The sequence below is a fragment of the Bradyrhizobium sp. IC4060 genome, assembly GCF_020193715.1.
In the GTDB taxonomy this organism is placed as follows: domain Bacteria; phylum Pseudomonadota; class Alphaproteobacteria; order Rhizobiales; family Xanthobacteraceae; genus Bradyrhizobium; species Bradyrhizobium yuanmingense.
In genome coordinates this window covers 910,109-933,919 of record NZ_JADYVJ010000002.1, presented here as the reverse complement: position 1 = coordinate 933,919, position 23,811 = coordinate 910,109, and the positions used below count along the sequence as shown (strand labels likewise).

Annotated in this window: 23 protein-coding genes and 1 pseudogene; 11 read left to right on the top strand and 13 right to left on the bottom strand. The window is 65.2% G+C overall.

Annotated features, from left to right (window positions below; genetic code table 11):
• Positions 1 to 25: 25 nt before the first annotated feature.
• Positions 26 to 1,024 carry a TRAP transporter substrate-binding protein gene (locus tag I6F16_RS11280; RefSeq protein WP_036004529.1) on the bottom strand — a complete coding sequence of 333 codons (999 nt, stop codon included), beginning with the start codon at positions 1,022 to 1,024 and terminating at the stop codon, positions 26 to 28.
• 272 nt (positions 1,025 to 1,296) lie between these two features.
• Between I6F16_RS11280 and I6F16_RS11275 the strand changes: the two are divergent.
• The 7 genes and pseudogenes from I6F16_RS11275 to I6F16_RS11245 form a co-directional block, all read left to right on the top strand.
• Positions 1,297 to 1,543 (top strand): annotated as a pseudogene (locus I6F16_RS11275) (hypothetical protein); the annotation flags it as partial.
• A gap of 230 nt (positions 1,544 to 1,773) precedes the next feature.
• Positions 1,774 to 2,595 (top strand): FadR/GntR family transcriptional regulator, encoded by an 822-nt coding sequence (locus I6F16_RS11270; protein WP_036025887.1) that lies wholly within the window; start codon positions 1,774 to 1,776, stop codon positions 2,593 to 2,595.
• Between the two features lie 154 nt (positions 2,596 to 2,749).
• Positions 2,750 to 3,571, top strand: coding sequence for an ABC transporter permease (locus I6F16_RS11265; RefSeq protein ID WP_225149946.1), 822 nt, complete (start codon positions 2,750 to 2,752; stop codon positions 3,569 to 3,571).
• On the top strand, positions 3,568 to 4,374 hold the full coding sequence (locus I6F16_RS11260) for an ABC transporter permease (RefSeq protein WP_036004520.1): 807 nt from the start codon (positions 3,568 to 3,570) through the stop codon (positions 4,372 to 4,374). Before I6F16_RS11265 ends, I6F16_RS11260 begins: the two co-directional genes overlap by 4 nt.
• Positions 4,371 to 5,129, top strand: a complete 759-nt coding sequence (locus tag I6F16_RS11255) for an ABC transporter ATP-binding protein (protein WP_036025889.1) — start codon at positions 4,371 to 4,373, stop codon at positions 5,127 to 5,129. The genes I6F16_RS11260 and I6F16_RS11255 overlap by 4 nt, the downstream gene beginning before the upstream one ends.
• On the top strand, positions 5,126 to 5,458 hold the full coding sequence (locus I6F16_RS11250; protein ID WP_036025891.1) for a hypothetical protein: 333 nt from the start codon (positions 5,126 to 5,128) through the stop codon (positions 5,456 to 5,458). The genes I6F16_RS11255 and I6F16_RS11250 overlap by 4 nt, the downstream gene beginning before the upstream one ends.
• Positions 5,459 to 5,462: 4 nt before the next feature.
• Positions 5,463 to 6,518, top strand: coding sequence for an ABC transporter substrate-binding protein (locus I6F16_RS11245; RefSeq protein WP_036037747.1), 1,056 nt, complete (start codon positions 5,463 to 5,465; stop codon positions 6,516 to 6,518).
• Between the two features lie 79 nt (positions 6,519 to 6,597).
• Here I6F16_RS11245 and I6F16_RS11240 read toward each other — a convergent pair whose 3' ends face one another.
• The 4 genes from I6F16_RS11240 to I6F16_RS11225 form a co-directional block, all read right to left on the bottom strand.
• Positions 6,598 to 8,142, bottom strand: a complete 1,545-nt coding sequence (locus I6F16_RS11240; RefSeq protein WP_225112664.1) for a heme peroxidase family protein — start codon at positions 8,140 to 8,142, stop codon at positions 6,598 to 6,600.
• Between the two features lie 255 nt (positions 8,143 to 8,397).
• Positions 8,398 to 8,670 (bottom strand): hypothetical protein, encoded by a 273-nt coding sequence (locus tag I6F16_RS11235; RefSeq protein WP_036025895.1) that lies wholly within the window; start codon positions 8,668 to 8,670, stop codon positions 8,398 to 8,400.
• A gap of 143 nt (positions 8,671 to 8,813) precedes the next feature.
• The gene (locus tag I6F16_RS11230) at positions 8,814 to 9,545 is read right to left on the bottom strand and encodes a cytochrome c biogenesis protein CcdA (RefSeq protein ID WP_036004503.1); all 732 of its coding nucleotides are present in this window, start codon (positions 9,543 to 9,545) and stop codon (positions 8,814 to 8,816) included.
• A 206-nt stretch (positions 9,546 to 9,751) separates the two neighbouring features.
• Complete coding sequence (locus I6F16_RS11225; RefSeq protein WP_225112735.1) at positions 9,752 to 9,988, bottom strand: hypothetical protein; 237 nt, start codon at positions 9,986 to 9,988, stop codon at positions 9,752 to 9,754.
• A 515-nt stretch (positions 9,989 to 10,503) separates the two neighbouring features.
• Here I6F16_RS11225 and I6F16_RS11220 point away from each other — a divergent pair.
• From I6F16_RS11220 to I6F16_RS11210, 3 genes are all read left to right on the top strand, one after another.
• Positions 10,504 to 11,553 carry a LysR family transcriptional regulator gene (locus I6F16_RS11220; RefSeq protein WP_036025896.1) on the top strand — a complete coding sequence of 350 codons (1,050 nt, stop codon included), beginning with the start codon at positions 10,504 to 10,506 and terminating at the stop codon, positions 11,551 to 11,553.
• 29 nt (positions 11,554 to 11,582) lie between these two features.
• Positions 11,583 to 11,954, top strand: coding sequence for a helix-turn-helix transcriptional regulator (locus I6F16_RS11215; protein WP_020608151.1), 372 nt, complete (start codon positions 11,583 to 11,585; stop codon positions 11,952 to 11,954).
• A 297-nt stretch (positions 11,955 to 12,251) separates the two neighbouring features.
• Positions 12,252 to 13,073: an enoyl-CoA hydratase gene (locus I6F16_RS11210; protein ID WP_225112665.1), complete on the top strand. Its 822-nt coding sequence runs from the start codon at positions 12,252 to 12,254 to the stop codon at positions 13,071 to 13,073.
• Positions 13,074 to 13,106: 33 nt separating this feature from the next.
• On the opposite strand, the gene I6F16_RS11205 is transcribed toward I6F16_RS11210, so the two are convergent.
• The 8 genes from I6F16_RS11205 to I6F16_RS11170 all read right to left on the bottom strand — a co-directional run bounded on the left by I6F16_RS11205 (position 13,107) and on the right by I6F16_RS11170 (position 22,099).
• Complete coding sequence (locus tag I6F16_RS11205; protein ID WP_225112666.1) at positions 13,107 to 14,186, bottom strand: isocitrate/isopropylmalate dehydrogenase family protein; 1,080 nt, start codon at positions 14,184 to 14,186, stop codon at positions 13,107 to 13,109.
• A gap of 133 nt (positions 14,187 to 14,319) precedes the next feature.
• A complete protein-coding gene (locus I6F16_RS11200; RefSeq protein WP_036025902.1) occupies positions 14,320 to 15,387 on the bottom strand; it encodes an alcohol dehydrogenase in 1,068 nt (355 codons plus the stop codon).
• Between the two features lie 75 nt (positions 15,388 to 15,462).
• Entirely contained in the window at positions 15,463 to 16,434 is a 972-nt protein-coding gene (locus I6F16_RS11195) for an oligopeptide/dipeptide ABC transporter ATP-binding protein (protein ID WP_225173689.1), read from the bottom strand.
• Positions 16,431 to 17,423, bottom strand: a complete 993-nt coding sequence (locus I6F16_RS11190) for an ABC transporter ATP-binding protein (protein WP_057026784.1) — start codon at positions 17,421 to 17,423, stop codon at positions 16,431 to 16,433. The genes I6F16_RS11195 and I6F16_RS11190 overlap by 4 nt, the downstream gene beginning before the upstream one ends.
• Positions 17,420 to 18,292, bottom strand: a complete 873-nt coding sequence (locus I6F16_RS11185; RefSeq protein WP_036004454.1) for an ABC transporter permease — start codon at positions 18,290 to 18,292, stop codon at positions 17,420 to 17,422. The genes I6F16_RS11190 and I6F16_RS11185 overlap by 4 nt, the downstream gene beginning before the upstream one ends.
• Positions 18,279 to 19,229, bottom strand: coding sequence for an ABC transporter permease (locus tag I6F16_RS11180; protein ID WP_036025925.1), 951 nt, complete (start codon positions 19,227 to 19,229; stop codon positions 18,279 to 18,281). The genes I6F16_RS11185 and I6F16_RS11180 overlap by 14 nt, the downstream gene beginning before the upstream one ends.
• A gap of 7 nt (positions 19,230 to 19,236) precedes the next feature.
• Entirely contained in the window at positions 19,237 to 20,772 is a 1,536-nt protein-coding gene (locus I6F16_RS11175; protein ID WP_109144553.1) for an ABC transporter substrate-binding protein, read from the bottom strand.
• Positions 20,773 to 20,902: 130 nt separating this feature from the next.
• Positions 20,903 to 22,099, bottom strand: a complete 1,197-nt coding sequence (locus tag I6F16_RS11170; RefSeq protein ID WP_225112668.1) for a CoA transferase — start codon at positions 22,097 to 22,099, stop codon at positions 20,903 to 20,905.
• 191 nt (positions 22,100 to 22,290) lie between these two features.
• On the opposite strand from I6F16_RS11170, the gene glgA reads away from it, so the two are divergent.
• Positions 22,291 to 23,706, top strand: a complete 1,416-nt coding sequence (gene glgA / locus I6F16_RS11165; RefSeq protein WP_225112669.1) for a glycogen synthase GlgA — start codon at positions 22,291 to 22,293, stop codon at positions 23,704 to 23,706.
• Positions 23,707 to 23,811 lie beyond the last annotated feature (105 nt).

Here is a 23,811-nt window from a genome sequence, read left to right as displayed (position 1 = left end):
AATGCTGTCGGCGGACAGGGCGGCCTCAGACGACGTTGATCTTCTCGAAAATGCCCTCCGCGCCGATCTCCTTGGCGTAGGTGGCCATCACGGGGTCGGCGAGCTTCTTCATGGCGTCCCGCTCCTCGAACGGAACGCGCTTGAGCTTGCCGGCCTTCTCCAGCGTGTCGAGCTTGACGACCTCCTCGCTCGACTCGAGCTGGCGGCCGTAATCGCCGGCCTCCTTGCCCGCTTTCATGATCGCGTCCTGCAGATCCTTCGGCAGGGTCTTCAGCGTCTTGACGGAAAAGCAGATCGGCCGGATCGACACGGCGTGCTGGGTCAGGTTGAGATGCGGCGCCACTTCATAGAACTTCATCGCCTCGACGCCGGCCGCTTCGTTCTCGCCGGCTGATATCACCCCGTTCTGGATCGCGTTGTAGACTTCGTTATAGGCGATCACCGTGGGGCTCATGCCAACGGCCGCAAAGGTCTTCGACCAGATCGGCGCGCCCTGCACGCGCACCTTGAGGCCCTTGAGGTCGGCGAGGTTCTTGAGCGGCTTGTTGGCGAAGATGTTGCGGATGCCGCCGCCGGCATAACCGATCAGAACCACGTCCGCCTTGGCCGCGACCTCGTCGGCGACTGGCGCCAGGATATTGGCTTCGACCACCTTGTTCATGTGCTCGATGCCCTTGAACACGAAGGGCGCATCGATGAACGGGGCGGCCTTGGCGAAGGTCGACATGTGAGCCGGCGAGACGATGCCGTAATCGACTGCCTTGCCTTGCGACATGTACTCGAAATACTGCTTCTCGAGGCCGAGCGAGGAGTTCCTGTGCAGGGTGAAGTTGACGGGCTTGCCGTAATATTTCTTCACCAGCTCCTCGAACCGCAGCAGGGCCCGATTGAAGGCATGGTCGTCATTGAACTGCACGGCACCGTTCAGTGTGATCGGGGCTTGCGCCCTCAGGATCGACGGCATGCCGATGGCAGCTGCCGCAGTGGTTGCACCGATCCCAGCGAGAAATGACCTTCGCTTCATCGTCTCCCCTCCCTTTGATGCTCCGGCCCTGTCGCCGGGCCGTGAGCGCAGCCGTTATGCGGCTTGCGAGAGGCAAGCGTATGAAAAACCTCGGCGGGACGGAAGTCATTTCGCGTGGGCTGGAGCTACCCCTTCGTCGCAGGACTGCACGTAAGCGCCTGCTGCACTGCAACTCGCCGCTTCGGTATGCGGCGGAGGCGCGAGGTCTCCGGCGATCAGGAGCGCGCTGGACGGACAGCGAAAATTCGTGGCGCAGCACAATTCCTGCGCCTATGGTCTCTTCAAAATCATTGTCCGGTGCTGCCGCGCTGGAACCGGGACGCCTGCGTTCGCCAAAGCTTACCTTGCCCGTTCGGCTCGCCTCCTTGTCGCCGGAACGACGCTACCGCTGATCGTTTTCGCGGTGGGCCTTGCCTGCTACAACTACCATCAGGATCGCAGCGAGGCTGCGCGCCGTTTGCTGGAGCGGTGCGTAGCATGCGCATGGTGCTCGATGCCGAGGTGCAGCGGATCACGGGGGCTTGCCCCTGCCGCGCGGCGTCGTCTGCACTGTGACCTGCACGCTGGAGGAGACGCTTTGATCCGCGGTCCACGCGCATATCGCAACGCAACACGGGGTGTGCTGCGACAATTGCGCTTGCCCTCATCCATTCATCCGATGTTAAACATCCGATGATTGCAGCTGCCGGGGCGTGGCAGCCAAATACAAACGAACCAGCCGCGACAGGCCGGACGGGAGAAACGTACGAGTGGCAAGAGCGCGCCCGAGCCCCGTCGACAAGCCGATCAAGCCCGGCCGCATTCGCGCCGTGCTGACGACGCTCGGCCGGGAGATCGCGCAGGATCTCATTCCGGTCGGGACAGCCCTGCCGCCGGAACCTGAGCTCGAAGCCCGCTTCGGAGTCGGGCGCGGCGTGGTGCGCGAAGCCATCAAGACGCTCGCCGCTAAAGGTCTGGTCAGCGTGCGGCCGCGCCACGGCACGCACGTGCTGCCGCGCCACGAATGGAGCCTGCTCGACCGCGACGTGCTAAGCTGGCTGGTCGGTCAGGACGAGCCGGATCGGGACCTTCTGCTGGCAATCCAGGAGGTGCGCTCGATCATCGAGCCCGCTGCCGCAGCGCTTGCGGCCGAGCGTGCAACAAAGAACGACCGCTGGCGGATCGACACGGCCCTGGCGGCGATGCAGACTGCAAAGGACCAGGCCAGCGCCCTCGCTGCCGACAAGGCTTTCCATCTCGCCATCCTGGACGCGACCCACAATCCGGTCCTCCAGGGCTTTCGCGGGGCGATCGATACCATTCTGGGCACCGTCTTCACCGTTGCCGTCGGCGGCCCCGGCGGCTGGTTCAAGGACAATCTGCCGAACCACGTCATAGCGGCGCGGGCCATCGAGAGCGGCAACCCGGAGAAGGCGCGCGCCGCGATGGAACGGCTGCTGGGCTACACCCGATCGAAGCTGTCGAACCGAAAGACCATTATCGCCGCGGCGGCTCGCAAGGCGGATGGATCGACCCTGCGCGCCGTCAGGAAGCCGAGCCTCAACCGCAAGAGAAAGCGCCATGCACCGTGACATGAGGGGGCTCGGCCCGGATCCCCGCTCCGCGCGGATCGCGAGGAGGGTCGCAACCGATACAGATATGCGATTGCGCGAGACGCGGCTACGATACCAGCAATGATCAGTGGGAAATGCCGGTACAGGCATAGCTGAGCGTCAGGGAGGTCGAATGCAGCTGACGGGCAGTCTGAAAGGCCGATCGTCGCGGCTGATGCGCAGCGTCAACTCTCTGGCCGGCGCTGCAATGTTCGTCGCGCCGCTGCTTGCGCTGGTCGCGGTCTGGGCCGCCGTGGTCCCGCTGTTCAACGTCAATCCCCGCGTGTTTCCCTCGGTCGGCGCGGTCGGCACCGCCGCGCTTGACTCGATCCGGGACGGCACGTTGTTCGCGCATGTCGGCGCCAGTCTTTTGCGCGTCGGCCTGGGCACACTGATCGGCATCGCCACCGCGGTGCCGCTCGGTATCGCCATGGGCGTCAGCCCGACGGTCGCGGCCTTTCTCACGCCGCTGTTCCGGTTCTTCTCGGTGCTCGCCGGCATTGCCTGGATCCCGATCGCGACGCTGTGGTTCGGTTACGGTTTCGGCGCGATCGTCTTCGTGATCTTCAACGCCGTATTCTTCGTCGTCGCCTACAACACGCTTCTCGGCGTCAGGACCATCCCGCACACGCTGCGCAACGCTGCCGCCTCGCTCGGCGCCGGCCGCTGGGCGCTGCTGACCGAAGTACTGCTGCCGGGCGCGCTGCCCAATATCGTCACCGGCATTCGCACCGGCCTGGGCTTTGCCTGGCGCGGCCTGATCGCCGCGGAGATGATCGCGACCAATGTCGGGCTCGGCTACATGCTGTTCGTCGCGCGCGATTTCTACCGCACCGAGGTGATCGTGTTCGGCATGATCGTGATCGGCGTGCTCTGGCTTCTGATCGACCGTTTGCTGCTGGTCCCGCTGGAACGCGCGACCATCGAGCGCTGGGGCATGGTGAGGCGCGCATGAACGTCCTGCTGCAAATCTGGGCCGGCTATGCCCGCCTGACCCGGCGCTGGCCGGGCATCGCCGCGATCATTCCCTTCATCCCGGTGCTGGCGCTGTGGACCGCGGTCAGCGAGGCCGGGCTGTTTCCACGCGCGTTCTTCCCCGGCCCGGCCGACGTCATCCGCGCATTCTTCACGCTGACCTACAAGGGCATCCTGCCCGACTATCTCCAGGACAGCCTGATCCGGCTCGCGACCGGCGCCGCGGTCGGCATGGCGCTCGGCATACCCTTGGGCATCCTGATCGGCACCAGCCGCTGGGCGCATCGCATCTGCTGGCCGGTGCTGCTGTTCTTCCAGGCCATCGGCGACATCGCCTGGCTGCCGATCCTTCTGATCTGGTTCGGCTTCGGTCTGACGACGATGACCTTCGTCATCGTCTACACCGTGCTGTTCCCCGTCGTGCTCAACACCGTGCTCGGCGTCGAATCGGTACCGCGCGATCTGTCACGCGCCGCCTTGAGCCTCGGGGCTTCGCGGGCGCGCGTGCTGTGGGAGGTGACGCTGCCGGGCGCCCTGCCCAACATCATCACCGGCCTGCGCAACGGACTCGGCTACGGCTGGCGCGCGCTGATCGCGGTCGAGATGATCGTCGGCACGTCGGGCATCGGCTTCATGATGTTCGATGCGCGCCGCGCCGGGTCGACCGTCGAGATCATCCTCGGCATGATCATTCTCGGACTGCTCTGGTACATCGTGGACGCCTGGATTCTCGCCCCGCTCGAGCGTGCGACCGGCCAGCGTTGGGGATTAGTGACATCATGAAGACGCTCTCGCTGCGCAATCTCGGCAAGACCTATTTCGACCCTTATGCAGGCGCGCATGTCACCGCCGTCCACGACGTCTCACTCGACGTCGAGCCCGGCGAGTTCATCTCGGTGGTCGGCCCCTCCGGCTGCGGCAAGACGACGATCCTGAACATGATCGCCGGCTTCATTCCCTATTCGAAGGGGGACATCCTGCTCGACGGCAAGCCGGTGCACGGGCCCGGCCCCGAGCGGGGCGTCGTGTTCCAGTCGTTCGCGCTGTTTCCCTGGAAGACCGTGCTCGACAATGTCGGCTTCGGGCCGAAGATGCGCGGCGTTCCGAAGGCCGAGCGCGACCGCATCGCGCATGAATATCTCGCGCTTGCCGGGCTCTCGCATGCGGCGCACCGCTATCCCAACGAGCTTTCCGGGGGCATGCAGCAGCGCGTCGGCGTGGTGCGCGCACTCGCCAACAACCCTGACGTCCTCTTGATGGACGAGCCGTTTGCCAGCGTCGACGCGCAGACGCGCATGACGCTCCAGGAGGAGCTGACGCGCATCTGGCAGGAGCGCAAGCCGACGGTGATCTTCATCACCCATGACGTGTCGGAAGCGGTGTTTCTCGCCAATCGCGTGGTCGTGCTCTCGAAGGGACGCGTGCTCGACGAGATCGCGGTCGACCTGCCGCGTCCTCGCATCTGGGACGATCTCGTCAGGGATGATGAGTTCAAGCAGCTCTCGGCGCGCGTGCTGCAGATGGTGCGCGCAGCATGAGCATCGCCTCCGAAGCCTTGCGATCACCCAAGCTGCGCATCGCGCTCGGCGCAATTGCGGCATGGGCGCTGTTTCAGCTCTGGCTGACCATCGCGGCGCCCGGAAAGATCTCGCCGCAGCTCACGGGCACGTCGGAAAAGGTGAACGTGCAGATCGAGCTGCCGTTCACGCCGGAGCGTTTCCACGTGCTCGCCTTCCAGCAATACGGACGCGTCTCGGGCACGGACGAGCATTCGATCGAGCTGCGCGGTGTCAAAAGAACGGACCTCAATGCCGTGGCCCGGCCCTATTGGGTGACGGCGGTGGGGCCGATAAAAGAGGGAGGCTGAGACTATGAAACGACTCTTGCTGCTTGGATTGGCGCTTCTGGCCGGCATGGTGCCGGCAAGCGCCCAAACCCTGACGAAACTCAAGGCCGGCATGGTCACCGGCATCGACCAGATCGGCCTGCCCATCGCGCTCGAGCGCGGCTTCTTCGAGAAGTACGGGCTCGACGTCACGATCGCACGCCCCTACGCCACCGGAGTCGACGCGCTGAACGCGTTGCAGGCCGGCGAGAGCGAGATCGTGCAGGTCGGCGTACCCATGATCGGCGCGGTGCTGCGCGGCATGGACCTCGTCGCGCTGGGCAATTACAGCGGCAACGCCACCAAGGCCGGCTCCGATGCCACGATGGCGATCATCGCGCGCGAAGGCTCGGGCATCGTCAAGGGCGACCTGTCGACGTTGAAGGGCAAGAAGATCGCGGCGTCGTTCGGCACGATCAACCATCTCTATATCCTGGCGACGCTGGAGAAGGCCGGACTGAAACCCGACGACGTAACATTGGTCAACACCCCGCCCCCGGACATGACCGTCGCCCTGCTCGCCAAGGGCATCGACGCGTTCTCGGGCTGGGACCCCTGGCCGATCGTCGCGGGCAAGGACGTGCCGGGCGCCGTCGAGATCATTCGGGGCGGCGACGTGATCTCTTATATCGGCTTCAACGTCGCGCTGCGCCCATGGGTGCAGGCCAACGGCGAGACCATCGAGAAATTCCTCGCCGCCGTCTCCGAGGCCGACCAATGGATGCGCAAGAACCCGAAGCTGGCGGCACAAGTCGCGACGCGCTGGATTCCAGGCCTGAAGCAGGAGGTCGCGGAGGCCGCGATGCAGTTCAACATCCAGCAGGCGGACCGCCGGCTGTCGGCGAACAACTACCGCGCGCTGTGGAGCGCCCAGGACCGGCTCACCCGGCTCGGCATCCTCAAATCGACCTTCGATGTCAACGCGCATATTGAGCCGAAGCACATTCTCAAGGTCATGAAAGACCGTCCTGAGCTGTTCGCCGACCTGCCGCCCATCCCGGAGACGGCGGCGATCACGCCGGGCTACGTGTTCAAGCCCTGAGCATTGTTGCAAACGTCCAGACCGGCGCGCCATGCACGCCGGTCCGGCCCATCGTCTGCAACGCTGGCAGGCGTCTGGTCTAGACCGTCGAGATGCCGTCGATCGGGCTGACATCCCCGACGAAACGCAGCAGGTCGGCCATCGTGAATTCGCCCGGCACTTGCGACGGCAGCGTCGGCTTCCAGGTCTTGCCCTTGAGCCAGAGATACGACTGGTGGTCGCCATGGACGAGGCCGACGAAGACTTCGGCAAGCAGGGTCGCGCCGACCGGGCCGAGCCTTTCGCCGCTGCCCCGCTGCTCCGCCTCCTTGAGGATGTAGTACCAGAGCGGGGTGTTTTGGTGCAGGCCATGCTTCTTCGCCACGGCGCCGTCGCTCCCCTTCGAGATTTCCTCCGGCGTCAGCGGATTCTTGATCTTCATGGCCTTGGCGACGTCCTGCCCGGACGGCAATCCGAGCAACACGCCGCGCTTGAGGTTGCGGAACGGCAGGCTGCCGCCGTCACCAGGCAGGGTATGGAGTTGCGGCACGATGAACGGGTCGATCTTGCGGGAGGGATTGAAGCCCACGCCCGCAGGATTGTTCGGCAACAGCTTATAGTAGCGCCGCCAGTCGATGATCCAGTTGCTCGAAAGCACCGGAAGCGGGAGCGGCGGCTGAATCGGGTTTGGTGCCAGATCGCCGATGATGCCGCCCGACAGCCCGGTGAACCTGAACAGCAGGTCCAGGGTCGCCGGCGCGAGGCCACCGGGCGTGAAGATCCGGTTGTGGCTATAGACCTGGCGCACCATGCTGTGGCCGAGACGATAGACGGCGCCCGAAAACTCGACGGGCATGTAGGGGATCTTCTTGAAGCGGTAGAAGCGCCGCCCCTGCTCGAGGATCTTCGCGACGATCCCTTTCTCGGTGATCCGCTCCACGAAATCGTGCAGGACCATCCATTGGTAGTGCCAGGTCACGATCCGGCGCGCTTCCTCGAAGATCTCGCCCGCCGGCTTGCCGGACGCCGCGAGCTGATCGCAGACCTTGTTGTGAAACTTCAGCATCGCAAGGTGGGTTTGCGCGACGACCAGGTTCTCGTCGTTGCGGTGATCGCCGATCAGGGCAAACCCCTCGGGATTGCGCGGCAGGTCGTTGCGATGATCGCCGGTGATGTCATCGACGTTGACGGTCTTGCCGATCAGCAGCTTGGGGCCCGGTGTCTTGCCGCTGTCGCTGGCCGAATTGCGCGCGTAGAGATGACGGCTGCCGTCGGGGCCGAGACCATAGACGCTGTCGAGATCGAGTGCGGGCGTGCGGAAATTCGTGACCGCCGTCGGATCGGCTTCCTTCTCGCCGAAGGAGGTCAGATCGAGCGTAATGTCGTGATCGACGAATTGGCCGAGATAGGTGAAACCCGCGGGGACATTGAGGTTGTTTCCCGCGGCGTCGCCGGGGGCGGGATCCTTCATCGCGTCGGCGAGCTCGCGCAGCGGACCGTCGTCGACAGCCAGCGGCTCCAGGGTCGGAAACATCCGGCCAAACATGCCCGGATCGTCGTGTCCGGAAAGCGTATCCAGAAATTGTCGCGTCGGTTGACGTCCGGCCTTGCCGTGACCGGGATGAACATTCACGTCGGTTCCCATCGCTTGCTCCTGCTCAAATGCTTTAGGGGAGAGGGGCGCCGAAGATGTCGCTTCCAAAATTCTCGTTTCAGTATACGTTCAGAAGAATTGCCCCTCAGGGTGTAGTACCATGAAATATTACTACAGATTGCATTCTCTGGGCGGCTCCTACCGCGAGGCTTTTTGCCCCACCAGCCACACAGGCTTTTGATCGTCCGAAGCTCGAGCAGGAAAGACTAAGGCGCGATCGACGCGTCGGCTGAATCTCTCAGCGCGTCAGCGCTTGGCAGCGAACCGCGACCAGATCTCAGCGTCCGTGTAGAAGTCCACGCCGCCATCGAGATCTCTCACCAGCCACTCGCCGAGATAGACGATCTGGGTGCCGCTGCGCCGCTCGTGCCGAAGCTCGAATTTTCCGTCGGCATCCTTCTGCAGTGAGCAATTCGACTGAACCCAGCTCGGCCACTCCTGCAACGGCTGCCCCAAAAATTGCCAGGCAACCAACGCCGCGTTGTCCGACAGGGGTTCTAAGCGCAGTGTCTTGGTCACGTGATCTCCACCATGCGAGTTGTCCCCCGATGAAACGCCTCGGGACCGGAAAGGTTTGGAATCGTCGTTCCGTGGCAGCATGCCTGACCGATTTCAACGGTTCCTCTACTTTTTCGTCCGTGAAAACCCGGTCCCCGCGCGCCCTAACCGATCGTCTGCAGCACCGGAAACGTCTCCAGCAGCCAGATGCTCACATTCGAGACCGCGCCGGTGAGAAAGCCGATGCCGGTGAGCACCATCAGGACGCCCATGGCGCGCTCGACGTTGACGAGGTGGCCCTTCATGCGCGCGAACAGCGCGGAGAACTGTTCGATCATCAGCGCGGCGATCAGGAATGGGATGCCGAGGCCCGCGGAATAGACCGCGAGCAGGCCGGCGCCCCTCGTCACCGTGGCTTCCGCCGCGGCGACCGAGAGGATCGCGGCGAGGATCGGGCCGATGCAGGGTGTCCAGCCGAACGCGAATGCGAGGCCCATGATATAGGCGCCCCACAGGCCGACCGGTTTGGGGATCGGCAGGCGTCCTTCCCGCATCAGAAAGCCGATGCGCGTCAGGCCGAGGAAGTGCAGGCCCATGATGATGATGACGATGCCGGCGAGGATCGACAGCTCCGCCGACCAGGCACGGATCAGCCCGCCGATCAGCGAAGCGCTGGCGCCGAGCGCCACGAAGATGGTGGAGAAGCCGAGCACGAACAGGAGCGCCGACATCATGATCGCGCGCTTGGAGGCCGCGACCGGCTCGTCGCTCTCGACATGCTCGATCGTGGCGCCCGTGAGGTAAACCAGATAGGGCGGAACCAGAGGCAGGACGCAAGGCGAGAGGAAGCTGACGAGGCCGGCAATCAGTGCGGCCGGAATCGAAACATTTTGCATGATGCAATCGGAGCCATCTCAGGCCCCGTCAGGGCGCGCAGGGAACGCGCCCCGCCCGGAGCCGAACCGGCTCTGGTGTAGCCCATGCCGGAGAATGCGCAACAGAGGCGCACAAAGCCAGGGCTCCGCCCGATGCCCTCCGTGATCACAGATGCGGCATCGGGACGCGCACAAACCTCGCCGGAAAGCGAGATTGGGCGGCGCGGCTACTTCACCACGCGGAGCAGCGGACGCCGGGGCTGGTCCTGCGTCTGCTTGGAAGGGGGCGGCGGCTCGCTGGCAGCGCTCCGCAGCATTTCGTCGCACAGCGCCTTGAGATCGGCACTGTCGATTCCTTTCAGTTTCATCCTGACGTCGAGGATGACGATGGACAGCATCTCGGCCGACTCGCGGCTGTTGCAGGCATTGAGAACCCTGCGGCACTCCTCGAGCGTTTCCAGCACCGACTGCAACTGTTCGTCTGAATGCGACACCGGCGTTCTTTCCGTTAATTCGGCCTGCGAGACGTATCTGTCACGCCCCCTTCGGCCCCCATGGAAGACGATAGATAGCACGAGGCGACTGCGCCTTCGAACCTGATTTCAGTGTGTTTCTGCTGTGGAACCGGGTTCCCGCTCGCATCGCCATGCGGCGCCTTTGGCGACCGCAGCAATGCTCCGGGAGCGAACGCCTGACGCGGTGCGATTGATCCAGCAACGGCGAAGAGCACCGACTCCTGCGCAAGACCGTTCATTGCAGTCAGCGCCGGCACTCCCGCAGCCATCTCGCGGCTCGCAACGGAACTCACGTCATACCCCTCACTCGAGCCGATTAGCCTCGCCCGAATTCCCAGCCCATGGGAGCATCCAAATACCGCCCTAAGGTAGTAAGGATGACGTTCAAAACTCGTCGTTCCCCAACCCGTCGTGGTTGTGGTTTGCGCCAGATTCTGCCAGTTTAGCGTTCCAAAGGGAATTGTATGCACTCCTTGGCGGAAAGGGGCGTTCCTCTGGAGGAACGCCCAAAGACAAATATCAGCGGCCTCTCCGACTGGGACGCCGCCCGCATATTCTTGGAAGTCGTCCGATGCGGAAGCTTTCGCTCGGCGGCCGAGCGCCTGTCTCTGTCGATCAACGCCGTGCGGCGCCGCATCGACGATTTCGAACGCCAGACCGGCACTACGTTATTCACGCGCGACGTCCACGGCACCCATCTGACCGATGAGGGCGCCCTGGTGGTCTCCGCCGTCGAGCGCATGGAGGCAGCCACCTTCGACGTGCTGCGCGCCAGCGATTCGATGGCCAACGCGCTGTCGGGCGAGGTCCGCGTCGCCGTCACCGAGGGGCTCGGCACATTCTGGCTTGCCCCCCGCCTGGTCGAATTCCAGCAGGCCTATCCGAAGATCCTGGTGGACCTGCATTGCGCGATGCGCTCGGCCGACGTCTCGCGCCACGAGGCCGACGTCGCCATTCATCTGTCCCGTCCCTCGGCGCTGGACATCAAGCTGGTGCGGCTCGGCCGCATGCATCTGATGTTCTGGGCCTCGGAGAAATACATCGCAAAGCATGGCGCGCCGCGCTCGGCGGCGGAATTGATCAAGCATCGTCTGGTGCTGCAATTCGCCGACCAGCTCGCCGCCAAGGAATCCTTCGAAAGCTTCTTCCCGGGCGTGTCCGAACGTGACCTTCTGGTCATGAAGACCAACGTCTCGAGCGCCAACTATTGGGCGGTCGCGAATGGCGCCGGCATCGGCGTCTTCCCGAGCTACGCCATTGCGCTCGGCGGGAAATTAATTCCACTGGAGGTCGAGCTGAACCGACCGCTGGATATCTGGCTGTCCTACCACCCTGGTAGCGGCCGTATCCCGCGCGTGCGGCACATGATTGACTGGCTGATCGAGGCTTTCAATCCGGCCCGCTTCCCGTGGTTTAAGGAAGAGTTCGTGCACCCGCATGAATTCAAGGACTCGTATATGGGCGAACCCCTGACCCAGCTCTTCGGGGGATTTTCAACCGAAGAACAAAGGTGAAAACAGAGATGAAAGCAGCGGCCAAAAGAATGAAGCAGCGCAGCGCGGGCAAGCCGGACATCGAGCTTGGCAAGCGGATCCGTCTGCGGCGCGTCGAGATGAAGATCTCGCAGGCCGAGCTCGGCGAGAAGCTCGGCGTCAGCTTCCAGCAGGTGCAGAAATACGAGAAGGGCGTCAATCGCGTCGGCGCGGCCCGGCTTCAGCAGATCGCCTCCGCCCTCGATGTGCCCGTGACCTTCTTCTACGACGGCGACAACAAGGCCCGCGAAGTCGAGAGCCTGCTCTTTCTCGATTCGGCCTTCAGCCTCCGCCTGCTGCGCGCCTACAGCAAGATCAAGGATCAGACGGTGCAGCGTCAGCTCGTCTCGCTGATGGAATCGATCGCGGCGAACGAGAGCTGAGGCCGGTCGACGGTCCGGCCTTCACGGCCGACGTTCAATCCGCCGCGTCACGGGGGCGCGGCCGGATTGCACGAGATCGGCCGAAAGATGTCTGCGCGCAACCGCGCGCGGCCGGTCTCGGGGCGGCATGGCCGCCCCTTTTGTTGGCGGTCTTCCCCCGACCTTTCCGCCTCCGTCGAACGCCGCGCGCCATGCAATCGCAGCACGGGCGGATGCAGGCTCTCCTCTCCCGCGCCGGTTGACCGCGGCGGTGCCTGCGCCGCACATTGCGCCTCGCCACCGAGCAGCGAGCGCGCGATGCCAGACGTTATCAGCACGACCGGAACACCTTACGCCGACGGCAAGATTCTGACGCACACGGCCGATGGCGTCGGCGTGATCACCTTCAACAATCCCGACAAGCGCAACGCGATGTCGCTGGAGATGTGGGAGGGATTTGGCGAGGCGTTGACGGCCTTGCGCGACGACGACACGGTGCGCGTCGTGATCCTGCGCGGCGCCGGCGGCAAGGCGTTCGTCTCGGGTGCCGACATCAGCCAGTTCGAGAAGGTGAGGCACAATGCGGCGGCATCCGAGCAATACGCCAAGCGCAGCGCCGCCCAGCGCGCGCTGCTCGCCGATTATCCCAAGCCGACCATCGCCTGCATCGACGGCTATTGCCTCGGCGGCGGCATGCAGGTCGCCATGCTCGCCGACATCCGCCTCGCCTCGCATGAAAGCCAGTTCGGCATTCCCGCCGCCAAGCTCGGCATCGCCTATGGCTATGACGGCCTGCGGCATCTGGTGTCGCTGGTCGGGCCGTCCTGGGCGCGGCTGCTGATGTATACGGGCATGCGCATCGATTCCGCCGAGGCGCTGCGCATCGGCCTCGTCGAGCGCGTGTTTCCGCAAGGCGAGCTCTGGGGCGAGACCATGGCGATGGCCGAGACGATCGCGCAGAACGCCCCGCTCGCGATCAAGGCGGCCAAGATCACAATCGCGCAGGTGCTGAAGGACGAGAGCCGGCGCGACATGGAGGCGATCAAGGTGATCGGCAATGCCTGCATGGACAGCGCGGATTTCCGCGAGGGCCGGCAGGCCTTCATGGAAAAGCGGAAGCCGCAGTTTAGGGGGAAGTAATTTCGTCGTGGAGAGAGGCCAGGAGCACAGCCCCTACAGCGCTCCCAGCACCGCTTTCGTGATGTCAGCCGTGCCATTGCCGCCGCCGAATTCCATCGGCTTGATGCCGCCGGCATAGACCTGGTCCACCGCACGCTCGATCGTCTCGCCGGCTTCCGCAGCGCTCTCGATGCCGTGCTTGTCGGCGAGCCAATCCAGCATCATCGCGGCGGACAGGATCATGCCGGTGGGGTTGGCCTTGCCCTGCCCCATGATGTCAGGCGCCGTGCCGTGGCACGGCTGGAACACCGCGTACTTGTCACCGATGTCGGCGGACGGCGCCATGCCGAGGCCGCCGATCAGGCTCGCGGTGATGTCGGAGACGATGTCGCCGAACATGTTCTCCATCACCATCACGTCGAAATCCCAGGGACGCTTGACCAGCATCGCCGAGCAGGCATCGACATAGAGCCGGTCGGTCTTCACGTCAGGATGGTTCTTCTCGATCTCGTCGAAGATGCCGCGGAAGAACGCGAACGCCTTGAATACGTTCGCCTTATCGACGCAGGTGAGCGCGCCCGGCTTGCCGCGCGCCTTGCGCCGCTCGGCAAGGCGAAACGAGAACTCGAACAAACGCTCGGAGGTTTTGCGCGTGATCACCATGGTCTCGCGCGCGTCCTCGTGGGTGACGACGCCCTTGCCCATCGAGGCGAACAGGCCTTCGGTGGACTCGCGGATCACGACGAGATCGATGCCGCGCTGGTCGGCACCGACGATCGGGCTCGGTACGCCCGGAATGAGGCGCGCCGGACGCACGCCGGCATAGAGATCGAAGATGAAGCGCAGCTCGATCTGCGGCGCGATCTCGGTGTTGTCGGGGTAGCGCACCGACGGCAGGCCGCAGGCCCCGAGCAGGATCGCGTCCGCCTCCTCGCAGAGCTTGATGGTGCTATCCGGCATCGACTTGCCGGTCGCGAGATAATGGTTGGCGCCGGCCGGCGCCTCGGTGAAGCGGAAGCCGAGGCCGGACTTCTCGCCGACCTTGCGCAGCACCTCTAGCGCCGGCGCCATGACTTCAGGGCCGATGCCGTCACCGGCGAGCACGGCAATGTGGAAGGCGTTGTTTGCGGACATTTAAGGCCTCAAGGGAGGTGTCAACCAGGTCGTCATTGCGAGCGAAGCGAAGCAATCCAGAACTGCATCCACGGAGACATTCTGGATTGCTTCGTCGCTTCGCTCCTCGCAATGACGAGGGAGAGAGCATTCGTTACGGCGTCAGCACCGTACGCCCGACCACCGCGCCCTGCTGCAATTGCAGCAGCGCGTCGTTGGCCTTGGCGAGCGGTTGCGGCGTCACCGGGATCGGCGGCACCTTCTTCGACCGCACCAGGTCGAGCAGCTCCTGCGTCTCGCGCAAGTTTCCGACATAGCTGCCCTGGATCGTCACCGCCTTGATCGGAATCAGCGGCAACGCCCAGGTCGCGCCGCCGCCGAACAGGCCGACAAGGACGAGCTTACCGCCCTTGGTCAGGCAGTCGAAGCCGAGCTGCGTCGTAGCAGCGTTGCCGACGAGGTCGATCACGGCGCGGATAGGGCCGCCCGCCTTCTTGGCAAGCTGCTCCAGCGCGTCAGGGGCCTTGGGATCGACGGTCGCAAGCGCACCGGCCTTCTCCGCCGCCTCGCGCTTCCTCGCGTCGATATCGACCATGATCGCGCCCTTGCCGCCCATCGCCTTGAGCAGCGACAACGCCATCAGGCCGAGGCCGCCGGCGCCGAACATCACGATCGGCGTGTCGAAATGCTGCTCGACCTTCTTCAGCGCGCTGTAGGTGGTGACGCCCGAGCAGGCATAGGGCGCGGTCGTCGCGGGATCGAGGCCCTTCAGATTGAGCAGGTAGCGCGGATGCGGCACCAGCATGTGATCGGAATAGCCGCCGTCGCAATAGACCCCGAGCGAGCGCGGCGTCAGGCACATGTTCTCGTCACCGGCGAGGCACGTTGCACATTTGCCGCAGCCGATCCAGGGATAGACCAGCCCGACATCGCCGACCTTCAGGTCGCCCTGGTCGGTCGGCTTCACGTCGGGGCCGAAGGCGAGGACTTCGCCGACCGTCTCGTGGCCCATGGTCAGCGGCAGGTTGATGCCGCGGTCCTTCAACGAGAGCGGCTTGCGGCCATGGCCGAGATCGTAGCCGCCTTCCCAGATGTGGAGGTCGCTGTGGCAGACGCCGGCGGCCTTCACCTTGATCAGCACCTGCGTGCCCGAGGGCTGCGGCGTCGCCTCGTCGACCTCCTGCAGCGGCGCCTTGAAATCGGCAACCTTGAAACTCTTCATCGGCGTCCTCCCGCATGCTTCTTGTTGTCGCGCCACCATGCCATGGTCGGCGCGACCAGACAAACCGGTCTTAGTTCAGGCCAGCGGATGATGGCAAGCCGCGAACTGGCCGGGTGCGACCTGGCGCAACTCCGGTATCTCCGCGCTGCAACGCTGATCCGCGCGCGGGCAGCGGGTGCGGAAGCGGCAGCCGGACGGCGGCGCAATCGGCGATGGCGGCTCGCCGGCCGCCACACTTTCGGCGGGTCGCACGTCCGGATCCGGCACCGGGATCGCCTGCAACAGCAGCGCGGTGTAGGGATGCGCAGGCCGCGCGAACAATTGCTCGGAGGGGGCGACCTCGCAGAGCCGGCCGAGATACATCACCGCGACGCGGTCGCTGACCGCTTTGACCACCGCGAGGTCGTGCGCGATGAACAGCAGCGTCAGACCGAAGCGCGCCTTCATCTCCTCCAGCAGGTTGAGGATCTGCGCGCGGATGGAGACGTCGAGAGCCGACACCGGCTCGTCGCAGACGATGAATTCGGGGTTGAGCACCAGCGAGCGCGCGATGCAGATGCGCTGGCACTGGCCGCCGGAGAATTCGTGCGGCAGGCGGTTCGCCACGAGATCGGGGTCGAGCCCGACCGCTGAGAGCACCTCGTGAACGCGCCGTTTGCGCTCGGCGGCATCCTTGATCCCGGCGATGATCAGCGGCTCGGCGACGATGTCGCCGATGCGCCGGCGCGGATTGAGCGAAGCAATCGGATCCTGGAAGATCAGCTGCACGCGGCGGCGCATCCGGCGCAGCGCCTCGCCCTCCATCGCGGTGAGGTCCTCGCCGTCGAACATCACGCGGCCGGACTGGGCGCGGCGCAGTTGCAGCACCGCGCGCCCGAGCGTCGACTTGCCGCAGCCGGATTCGCCGACCAGCCCAAGCGTCTCGCCGCGCGCGACCTGGAGGCTGACACCGGAAACGGCATGAACAATCTTGTTGCCGAGGCCGTATTCGACCACGAGATTGTCGACGTTGAGAAGCGGCGCGGGGCGCGCGGCAAGCTGCATCATGCCTCGATCCCCTCCGTCATCCGGATCGGATGGAAGCAGGCATAGAGATGTCCCGACACCTCTGCGCTGGTCAGGACCGGTTTGGCCTCATGACAGCGCCCGCCGGCATAACTGCAGCGCGGCGCGAAGGAGCAGCCCTTCAGCGGGCGCGTCGGATCGGGTGGACGGCCCGAGATCGCCGGCAGCGGCGTATGCGGCGCGGTATCGAGCTTCGGGATCGCCGCCAGCAGTGCCTCGGTGTAGGGCATGTGCATGCGCTTGAACAAGGCTTGCGTCGGCGCGCGCTCCACCACCCGGCCGGCATACATCACCGCGACCTCGTCGGCCCGGCCGGCGACGACGCCGAGATCGTGGGTGATGATGATCATCGCCATGTGGCGGCGGCGCTGCTCGCGCGCGAGCAGATCGAGGATCTGCGCCTGGATGGTGACGTCAAGCGCGGTGGTCGGCTCGTCCGCGATCAGGAGCTTCGGCTCGCAGGACAGTGCGATCGCAATCGCGATGCGCTGGCGCATGCCGCCGGAGCATTGATGCGGATATTGCGCGAGCCGCTGCTCCGGGGCGGGAATGCCGACGGCGGCGAGCAGCTCGATGCTGCGGGCCTTCGCGGCGGGAGCGTCAAGCTCGAGGTGCTCCTGGATCGTCTCCATCAGCTGCGTGCCGATGGTGAGCACAGGGTTGAGCGAGGTCATGGGGTCCTGGAATACGACCGCGAGGTCGCGCCCGCGCAGCCGCCGCAGGCTTTCAGGCTCGAGCCGCACCAGATCCTCGCCGTCGAACATCACCCGGCCCGTCAGCTTCGCCTTCTTCGGCAGCAGCTGCAGCACGGCGCGCGAGAGCATGGTCTTGCCGCAGCCGGATTCACCGACGATTCCGAGCGTGCGGCCGGCCTGCAGCGAAAGGTCGACGTGATCGACCGCGCGCAGGTTTCCGCGCGGGGTCGGCAGCTCGACCGCGACATCCTCGATGGCCAGGAGCGGCGCGGTCACAGTGCCCCCTGACGTGGGTCGGTGAGAGCCCGCAAGGTGTCGCCGACGAGGTTGAACGCCAGCACGGTCGCAAACAGTGCTGCCGCCGGCAGAAAGGCGAGGCGCGGCGCGACGTCCAGACTGTCACGTCCCTCCCCGATCATGCTGCCCCAGCTCGGCATCGGCGGCGGCACGCCGAGGCCGAGGAAGGACAGCGCGCCCTCGACCACGATGGTGACGGCGACGCCGAGCAGGAAGAAGGCGAGCAGCGGCAGGATGACGTTCGGCAGCAGCTCGCGCAGCAGGATGCGCGCATGGCTAGCCCCTAACGCCTCGGCGGCGATCACGAACTCGCGCCGCGCCAGCGTCAGCGTCGCCGCGCGCGCCACGCGCATGAAAGCGGGAATGCCGAGCACGCCGAGGACAATAGTGAGGTTGGGGACCGACTGCCCGAGATAGGCGACCACCGCGAGCGCGAAGATCAGCGGCGGAAAGGCGAGCAACACATCCATGCTGCCGACCACCAGCGTCTCGAACCGGCCGCGGAAATAGCCGGCCAGCAGGCCGAGCGCGCCGCCGATGACGAGGCCGATCATGGGCGCGATCAGCCCGACCGTTAGCGACACCCGCGCGCCAAAGATCAGCCGGGCGAGCTCGTCGCGGCCGAGCCCGTCGGTGCCGAGCCAATGTTCCCCGGAGAAGGCGGCGCGCCGTTCCAGCATGTCCATATCGGTCGGGTTCTGCAGCGGCAGCACCGGCGCCAGGATTGCTAGCGAAAGGATGATCGCAACCCAGGCGCTTGCGATCCAGAACAACAGGCCGAGCTTGGGCTTGCGGCCGACCGGCGCAGCTACCTCCTCGTCCTGGATCGACAGCTCAAGCGTGGCCATGGCGGATCCTGGGGTCGAGCACGGCATAGAGCATGTCGACGATGAAGTTGACGATGACGAAGCCGCAGGCGACCAGCAGCACCACGCCCTGGAGAATGACGAGGTCCCGGGTGTAGATCGCCCCGACCAGCAGCCGGCCGATGCCGGGCAGCGCGAAGATCGTTTCCACGATCAGCGTGCCGCCGAGCAGGCGACCGATATTGATGCCCGTCACCGTCACCAGGGTCAGCGAAGAAGGCTTCAGCGCATGCACCAACAGGATGCGCGATGGCTTGAGACCCTTTGCTTTCGCCAGCGCGATATAGTCCTCCTGCAACGTCGCGATCATGTCGGAGCGCAGCACCCGCATGATGCCCGGCCATTCCGCCAGCGCCAGCGTCAGCGCCGGCAGCACGAAGAAGCGCAAATTGGCCAGCGGCGCCTCGGTGAACGGCACATAGCCGGTCGCCGGCAGCCAGCGCAGCTCGACCGCGAACAGATAGATCAGCAGGATCGCAGTCAGGAACGACGGCATCGACAGCATCGCGAAAGCGCTGCCGGTCATGAAGCGGTCGAACGCACCGCCGGCGCGCGCGGCACAGGCGATCGCAACGGGAACACCGATCAGGAGCCCGATGAACTCGGCCATCAGCATCAGCTGCAGCGAGACCGGGATGCGCTCGGCCACCGCCTGCAGCACCGTCTGCCCGGTGCGAAACGAGCGGCCGAGATCGCCCTGCACCACGTGGCCGAGCCAGCTCAGGTAACGCCACCACAGCGGCTGGTCGAGTCCCATGTCGCGGCGCAGCGCCGCGACGTTCTCCGGCGTTGCCTGATCGCCCAGGATGACGAGCGCGAGATCGCCCGGCAGCAGCGAGGCGATCAGGAACGTCAGCAACGAGACGGCGAGCAGGACCGGCAGCATGGCAAGCAGCCGCCGCGCGACGAAGTTCAGCATCGCGCGGTCATTCCAGCCAGGTGGTCGAGACGTCGATCACGCCGTTGTAGATCTTCGGAAAGCCCTTCAGCTTGGCGCTGGACAGCGCGTAATAGGTATTCTGGAAGGTCCAGAACCAGATCGCCTCCTTGTTGATCAGACGGCTGATGGCGCAATAATCCTCGGTGCGCTGGCCGATGTCGGCGGTGACGCGCGCATGGTCCAGAAGCTTGTCGAGCTCGGGGTTCGCGTATCCGGCGAGCGCCAGCGGGCTGCCGCTGCGGAAATTCGCGTACATCTGCGGATCGGGATCGGCGAGATCGACGATGCGCCACGGCGTCAGCTGGAACTGCCGGGTGAAGGCGCGCGTCGGAATCGTGGCCTGGTCGACCTGCTCGATCTCCATGTTGGCGCCGACGCGCTTCCAGAATTGCTGCAGCACTTGGCCGACCATGCGGCCGCGCGGCGTCGCCGTCACCAGCATCTTGAACTCGACCGGCTTGCCGTACTCCTTGATCAGCGCCTTGGCCTTCTCGACGTCGAACGGCAGCGCCCCGTCGTCCTTGCACTTGACCCAGGAGCCGTCGCCGTAAGGATTGCTCGCGGGCCGGCTCAGGCCGTTGCTGATCGCTTGCGACATCTTGGGACGGTCGATCGCCATCACCAGGGCCTGCCGCACCCTCACGTCATCGAACGGCGCCACCTTGGTGTTGAAGGCGTAGACCTGCGCGCCCGAGCCCTTGTAGGTGTGCACGGTGAGCTTGGGGTCCTTCTGCGCCCTCATGATGTTGTCGGCGTCGTTCTCGTCATCCCAGATAATGTCGGCCTCGCCCGATTGCAGCGAGGCAAAGCGCGACTGCGCGTCGGGCAGCGGCTTCAGGACGATGCGGTCGAGATACGGGCGACCCTTGTCCCAGTAGTTCGGGTTCTTCTCCAGCACCATGCGGTCGCCGGCGGTCCATGATTTCAGGATGTACGGGCCGGTGCCGACGGGATTGCGGTTGTAATCGTCGCCCTTGGTCTTCCAGGCGGTCGGCGAATGGATGACGTTGTTCTGGCTCTGGATGGTGATCGTCGCCGGCAGGTTCACGGAAGGATCGGTGAGATTATAGACGATTGTGTATTCGTCCGGCGCCAGCACCTCCTTGACGTTGGTGATGTAGAAGGCGCAGCGGCACTTGTTGGCGGGGTCCTTCTGCCGGTCGAAATTCTCCTTGAAGGCCTGCGCATTGAACGGCGTGCCGTCGTGGAATTTGACGCCTTCGCGGAGCTTGAAGGTCCAGGTCTTGTAGTCCTCGGAATGGCTCCAGGACACCGCGAGCTTCGGCGCGGCCTCGCCCTTGTCATTCAGTGTCGTCAGCGTGTCGAAGATCGCGGCGGCAGCGGTGAAGGTCGAGGTGTCGTAGACGCCGACCTTGAGCGGATCGAAGCCTGCGATCTCCAGCTCCTGTCCGACCGTGATGCTGCCGCCTGATTTCTGCGCCTGCGCTGGCGTTGCCAGTGCAAATGCCGCAACGAGGAAAATAGGCACGCGCCTGCGTGCCAAGGCCGCCGCGTTCGTCATGGTTCCTCCCGGGATCCCTCGTCCGATGTTTCGGATCGTGAATGACTCGGAGGCGAGCTTGGCGACAAATGCCCGCCTCGGCAAGAGGAACGAACGAGAGTTCGAACGCCGCATGTGGCGGCGATGAGACTCAAGATGTCGCGGCCGTTTTGCCTGGCGGAATTGCCGTACCGTCCGCAAGGCCGATCTCCTGGCGCAACGCGTCGGTGTGCTCCCCGAGCACGGACACGGTCTTGGCCGGCGCCGTGTCAGCCCCCGACATCCGAAACGGCAGGTTGAGCACCTGGAACGAGCCGCCCTCGTCCCGCACCTCGGAGAGTGCCTGGCGGTGCGCAAGCTGCGGATCGGCCAAGGCCTCGGACACGCTGCGATAGGCCGAGGCCGGCACGCCGGCAGCGCCAAGCACGCGCAAGCACGCATCGGTCGAAAGCTGCCGCGACCAGATTTCGACGCCGTCCATCAGCTCGGCCCAGTTCGCGCGCCGCGCGGCATAGGTGGCGCAACGCGGATCGGAGACCCAGTCCGGGCGGCCGATCACCCCCATCAGGGCCTGGAACGTCTTCTCGCTGGCGATCGTGATCATGACGTAGCCGCTTGCCGTCTCGGTCGGTCCGAACATCGGGCGTGGCGGCGGCGGCACCGCGAATTGCGAGCTCTGCAGCTCGGTCAGCGTCAGCGACAGCATGGTTTCCAGCATGGAGACATCGATGTGCTGGCCGGCGCCAGTCACGCTGCGTTGATAGAGCGCCGACGCGATCGCGCCAAAACCATAGGTCCCGGTGACGACGTCGGCGTGGTAGATACCGCAATAGTCGGGACGGTTGCGGCCCGGCTGGTAGGCGAGATGGGCCATGTCATAGCCCGAGGCCGCGTGGATCACCGGGGCGTAGGCCGGCAGCTCGGCCGAAGGGCCGGTCTGGCCATAGCCCGAGATCGAGCAATAGATCAGCCTCGGGTTGACCTGACGCAGGCTGTCGTAGTCGAGCCGAAGGCGGCGCATCACGCCGGGACGGAAGTTCTCGACCAGAATGTCCGACGTCGCGGCCAGCCGGCGCACCGCCTCCTTGCCATCCTCGGACTTGAGGTCGAGGACCACGCTCTTCTTGCCGACATTGAGCTGACCGAACGCGGTGCTGCAGCCGTTGCGGAGGGGAGGCCGCGTCCGCATCGTCTCGCCGCCATCGGTCTCGATCTTGATGACCTCGGCACCCATGTCGGCGAGCATCCGCGTGCAATGGGGCCCGGCGATGGTGGTCGAAAAATCCAGCACCCGCAGGCCCGCGAAGGCCTTTGTCGTCGTCCCCTCATGCTTATCTGCTAGCTGCATGCCTGCCTGCGCCCTTGAACTCGTGGAACCATCGAAGATCTTTGTTGTTGATGCGGCGACCCTAGAGGGCGGCGGCTGAGTAGGAAAGTGTTTACCGAACAGACGTGCCGCGTGGGCGGGCTTTGGATTTCCAGCACAACTGGACCCGTTCTTGCATAGCAGCAAGCGGGGTCGAAAGAGGGCGGTTGTTCTTGAGGGTCTTGTTCGTCACCACGGAGATGGACGACTTCGTCCGCGTCGGCGGACTGGGCGCCGTTTCCGCCGCCCTCCCCCGCGCACTTCGCTCCTTCGCCGATATCCGGATCATGCTGCCCGGCTATCGCGACATCATCGAGCAACTCACGCATATTCAGATCGTTGGCCGCTGTCCCGCATTCGCGGAGATGCCGGCCTGCTCGCTCGGCCGTGCCGCGACCAAGGACGGCCTGCCGGTCTATGTGCTGTTGTGCTCGCAGCTCTACGACCGACCGGGCAACCCCTATGGCGACGAACTCGGGCGCGATTGGCCCGACAACGACATCCGCTTCGCGCGCTTGGCCTCGGCCGCGGCTGAGCTCGCCATGGGCAAGCTGGACAAGAATTGGGCAGCAGACCTGATCCATGCCAACGATTGGCAGGCCTCGCTCGTGCCGGCCTATCTGGCTTGGCAGGGCGCCAAGCTGCCGTCCATCCTGACCATCCATAACCTCGCCTATCAGGGCCTCTTCCCGAAGGACTCGCTGCGGCGGATCGGCGCACCGGAGAGCTCCTTCCACATCGATGGCGTCGAGTTCTACGATCAGGTCTCCTTCCTCAAGGCGGGCCTCGTCTACGCCTCGCACCTCACCACGGTCAGCGGCACCTATGCGCGGGAGATCACCACGGCCGAATTCGGCTGTGGCCTCGAGGGCCTGCTCCGCCTGCGCTCGGACGCCGCCGAGCTCACCGGCATCCTCAACGGCATCGACGAGAGCTGGGACCCGCGCTCCTGCGCCCAGCTCGCCCAGCAATTCGGCGCCGGCGACTGGGTCGGCAAGAAGGCGAATGCGGATTACGTCCGCAAGCAGTTCGGGCTGGCGGTCTCGCGCGGGCCGATGTTCGGCATCGTCGCGCGCCTCGTGCACCAGAAGGGGATCGACCTCGTGCTGTCGGCGGCGGACGAGATCGTCGATGCCGGCGGGCAGATCGTGGTCACCGGCTCCGGCGAGCCGGCGCTCGAGCAGGCCTTGATCGACGCGCACCGCCGCCGCCCCGACGCCATCGGGGTTGCGATCGGCTTCAACGAGGCCCAGGCGCGGCGCATCTTCGCCGGCAGCGACTTCACCTTGATGCCGTCGCGGTTCGAGCCGTGCGGGCTCAGCCAGATGTACGCCCAGCGCTTCGGCTCGCTGCCGATCGGTCACCAGACCGGCGGCCTCGCCGAGACCATCAGCGACGGCGAGACCGGCTTCCTGTTCTCGAGGCCGTCGCGCGAGTCCTTCCTCGGCGGCGTGCGGCGCGCCTTCTCGGCCTTCATGGCCCACGACCAGCTCGACACGATGCGCCGCAGCGCCATGGGGCGCTCGTTCTCCTGGAGCATCTCGGCCGGCAGCTACAGCGCGCTGTACCGCAAGCTGGCGTCGGTGTGAGGCACCGCTGTCATTCCGGGGCGCGCCGTTTGGCGCGAGCCCGGAATCCATCGTGCGGCCGGAACGCTCGGAGAAATGGATTCCGGGCTCGCGCTCCGCGCGCCC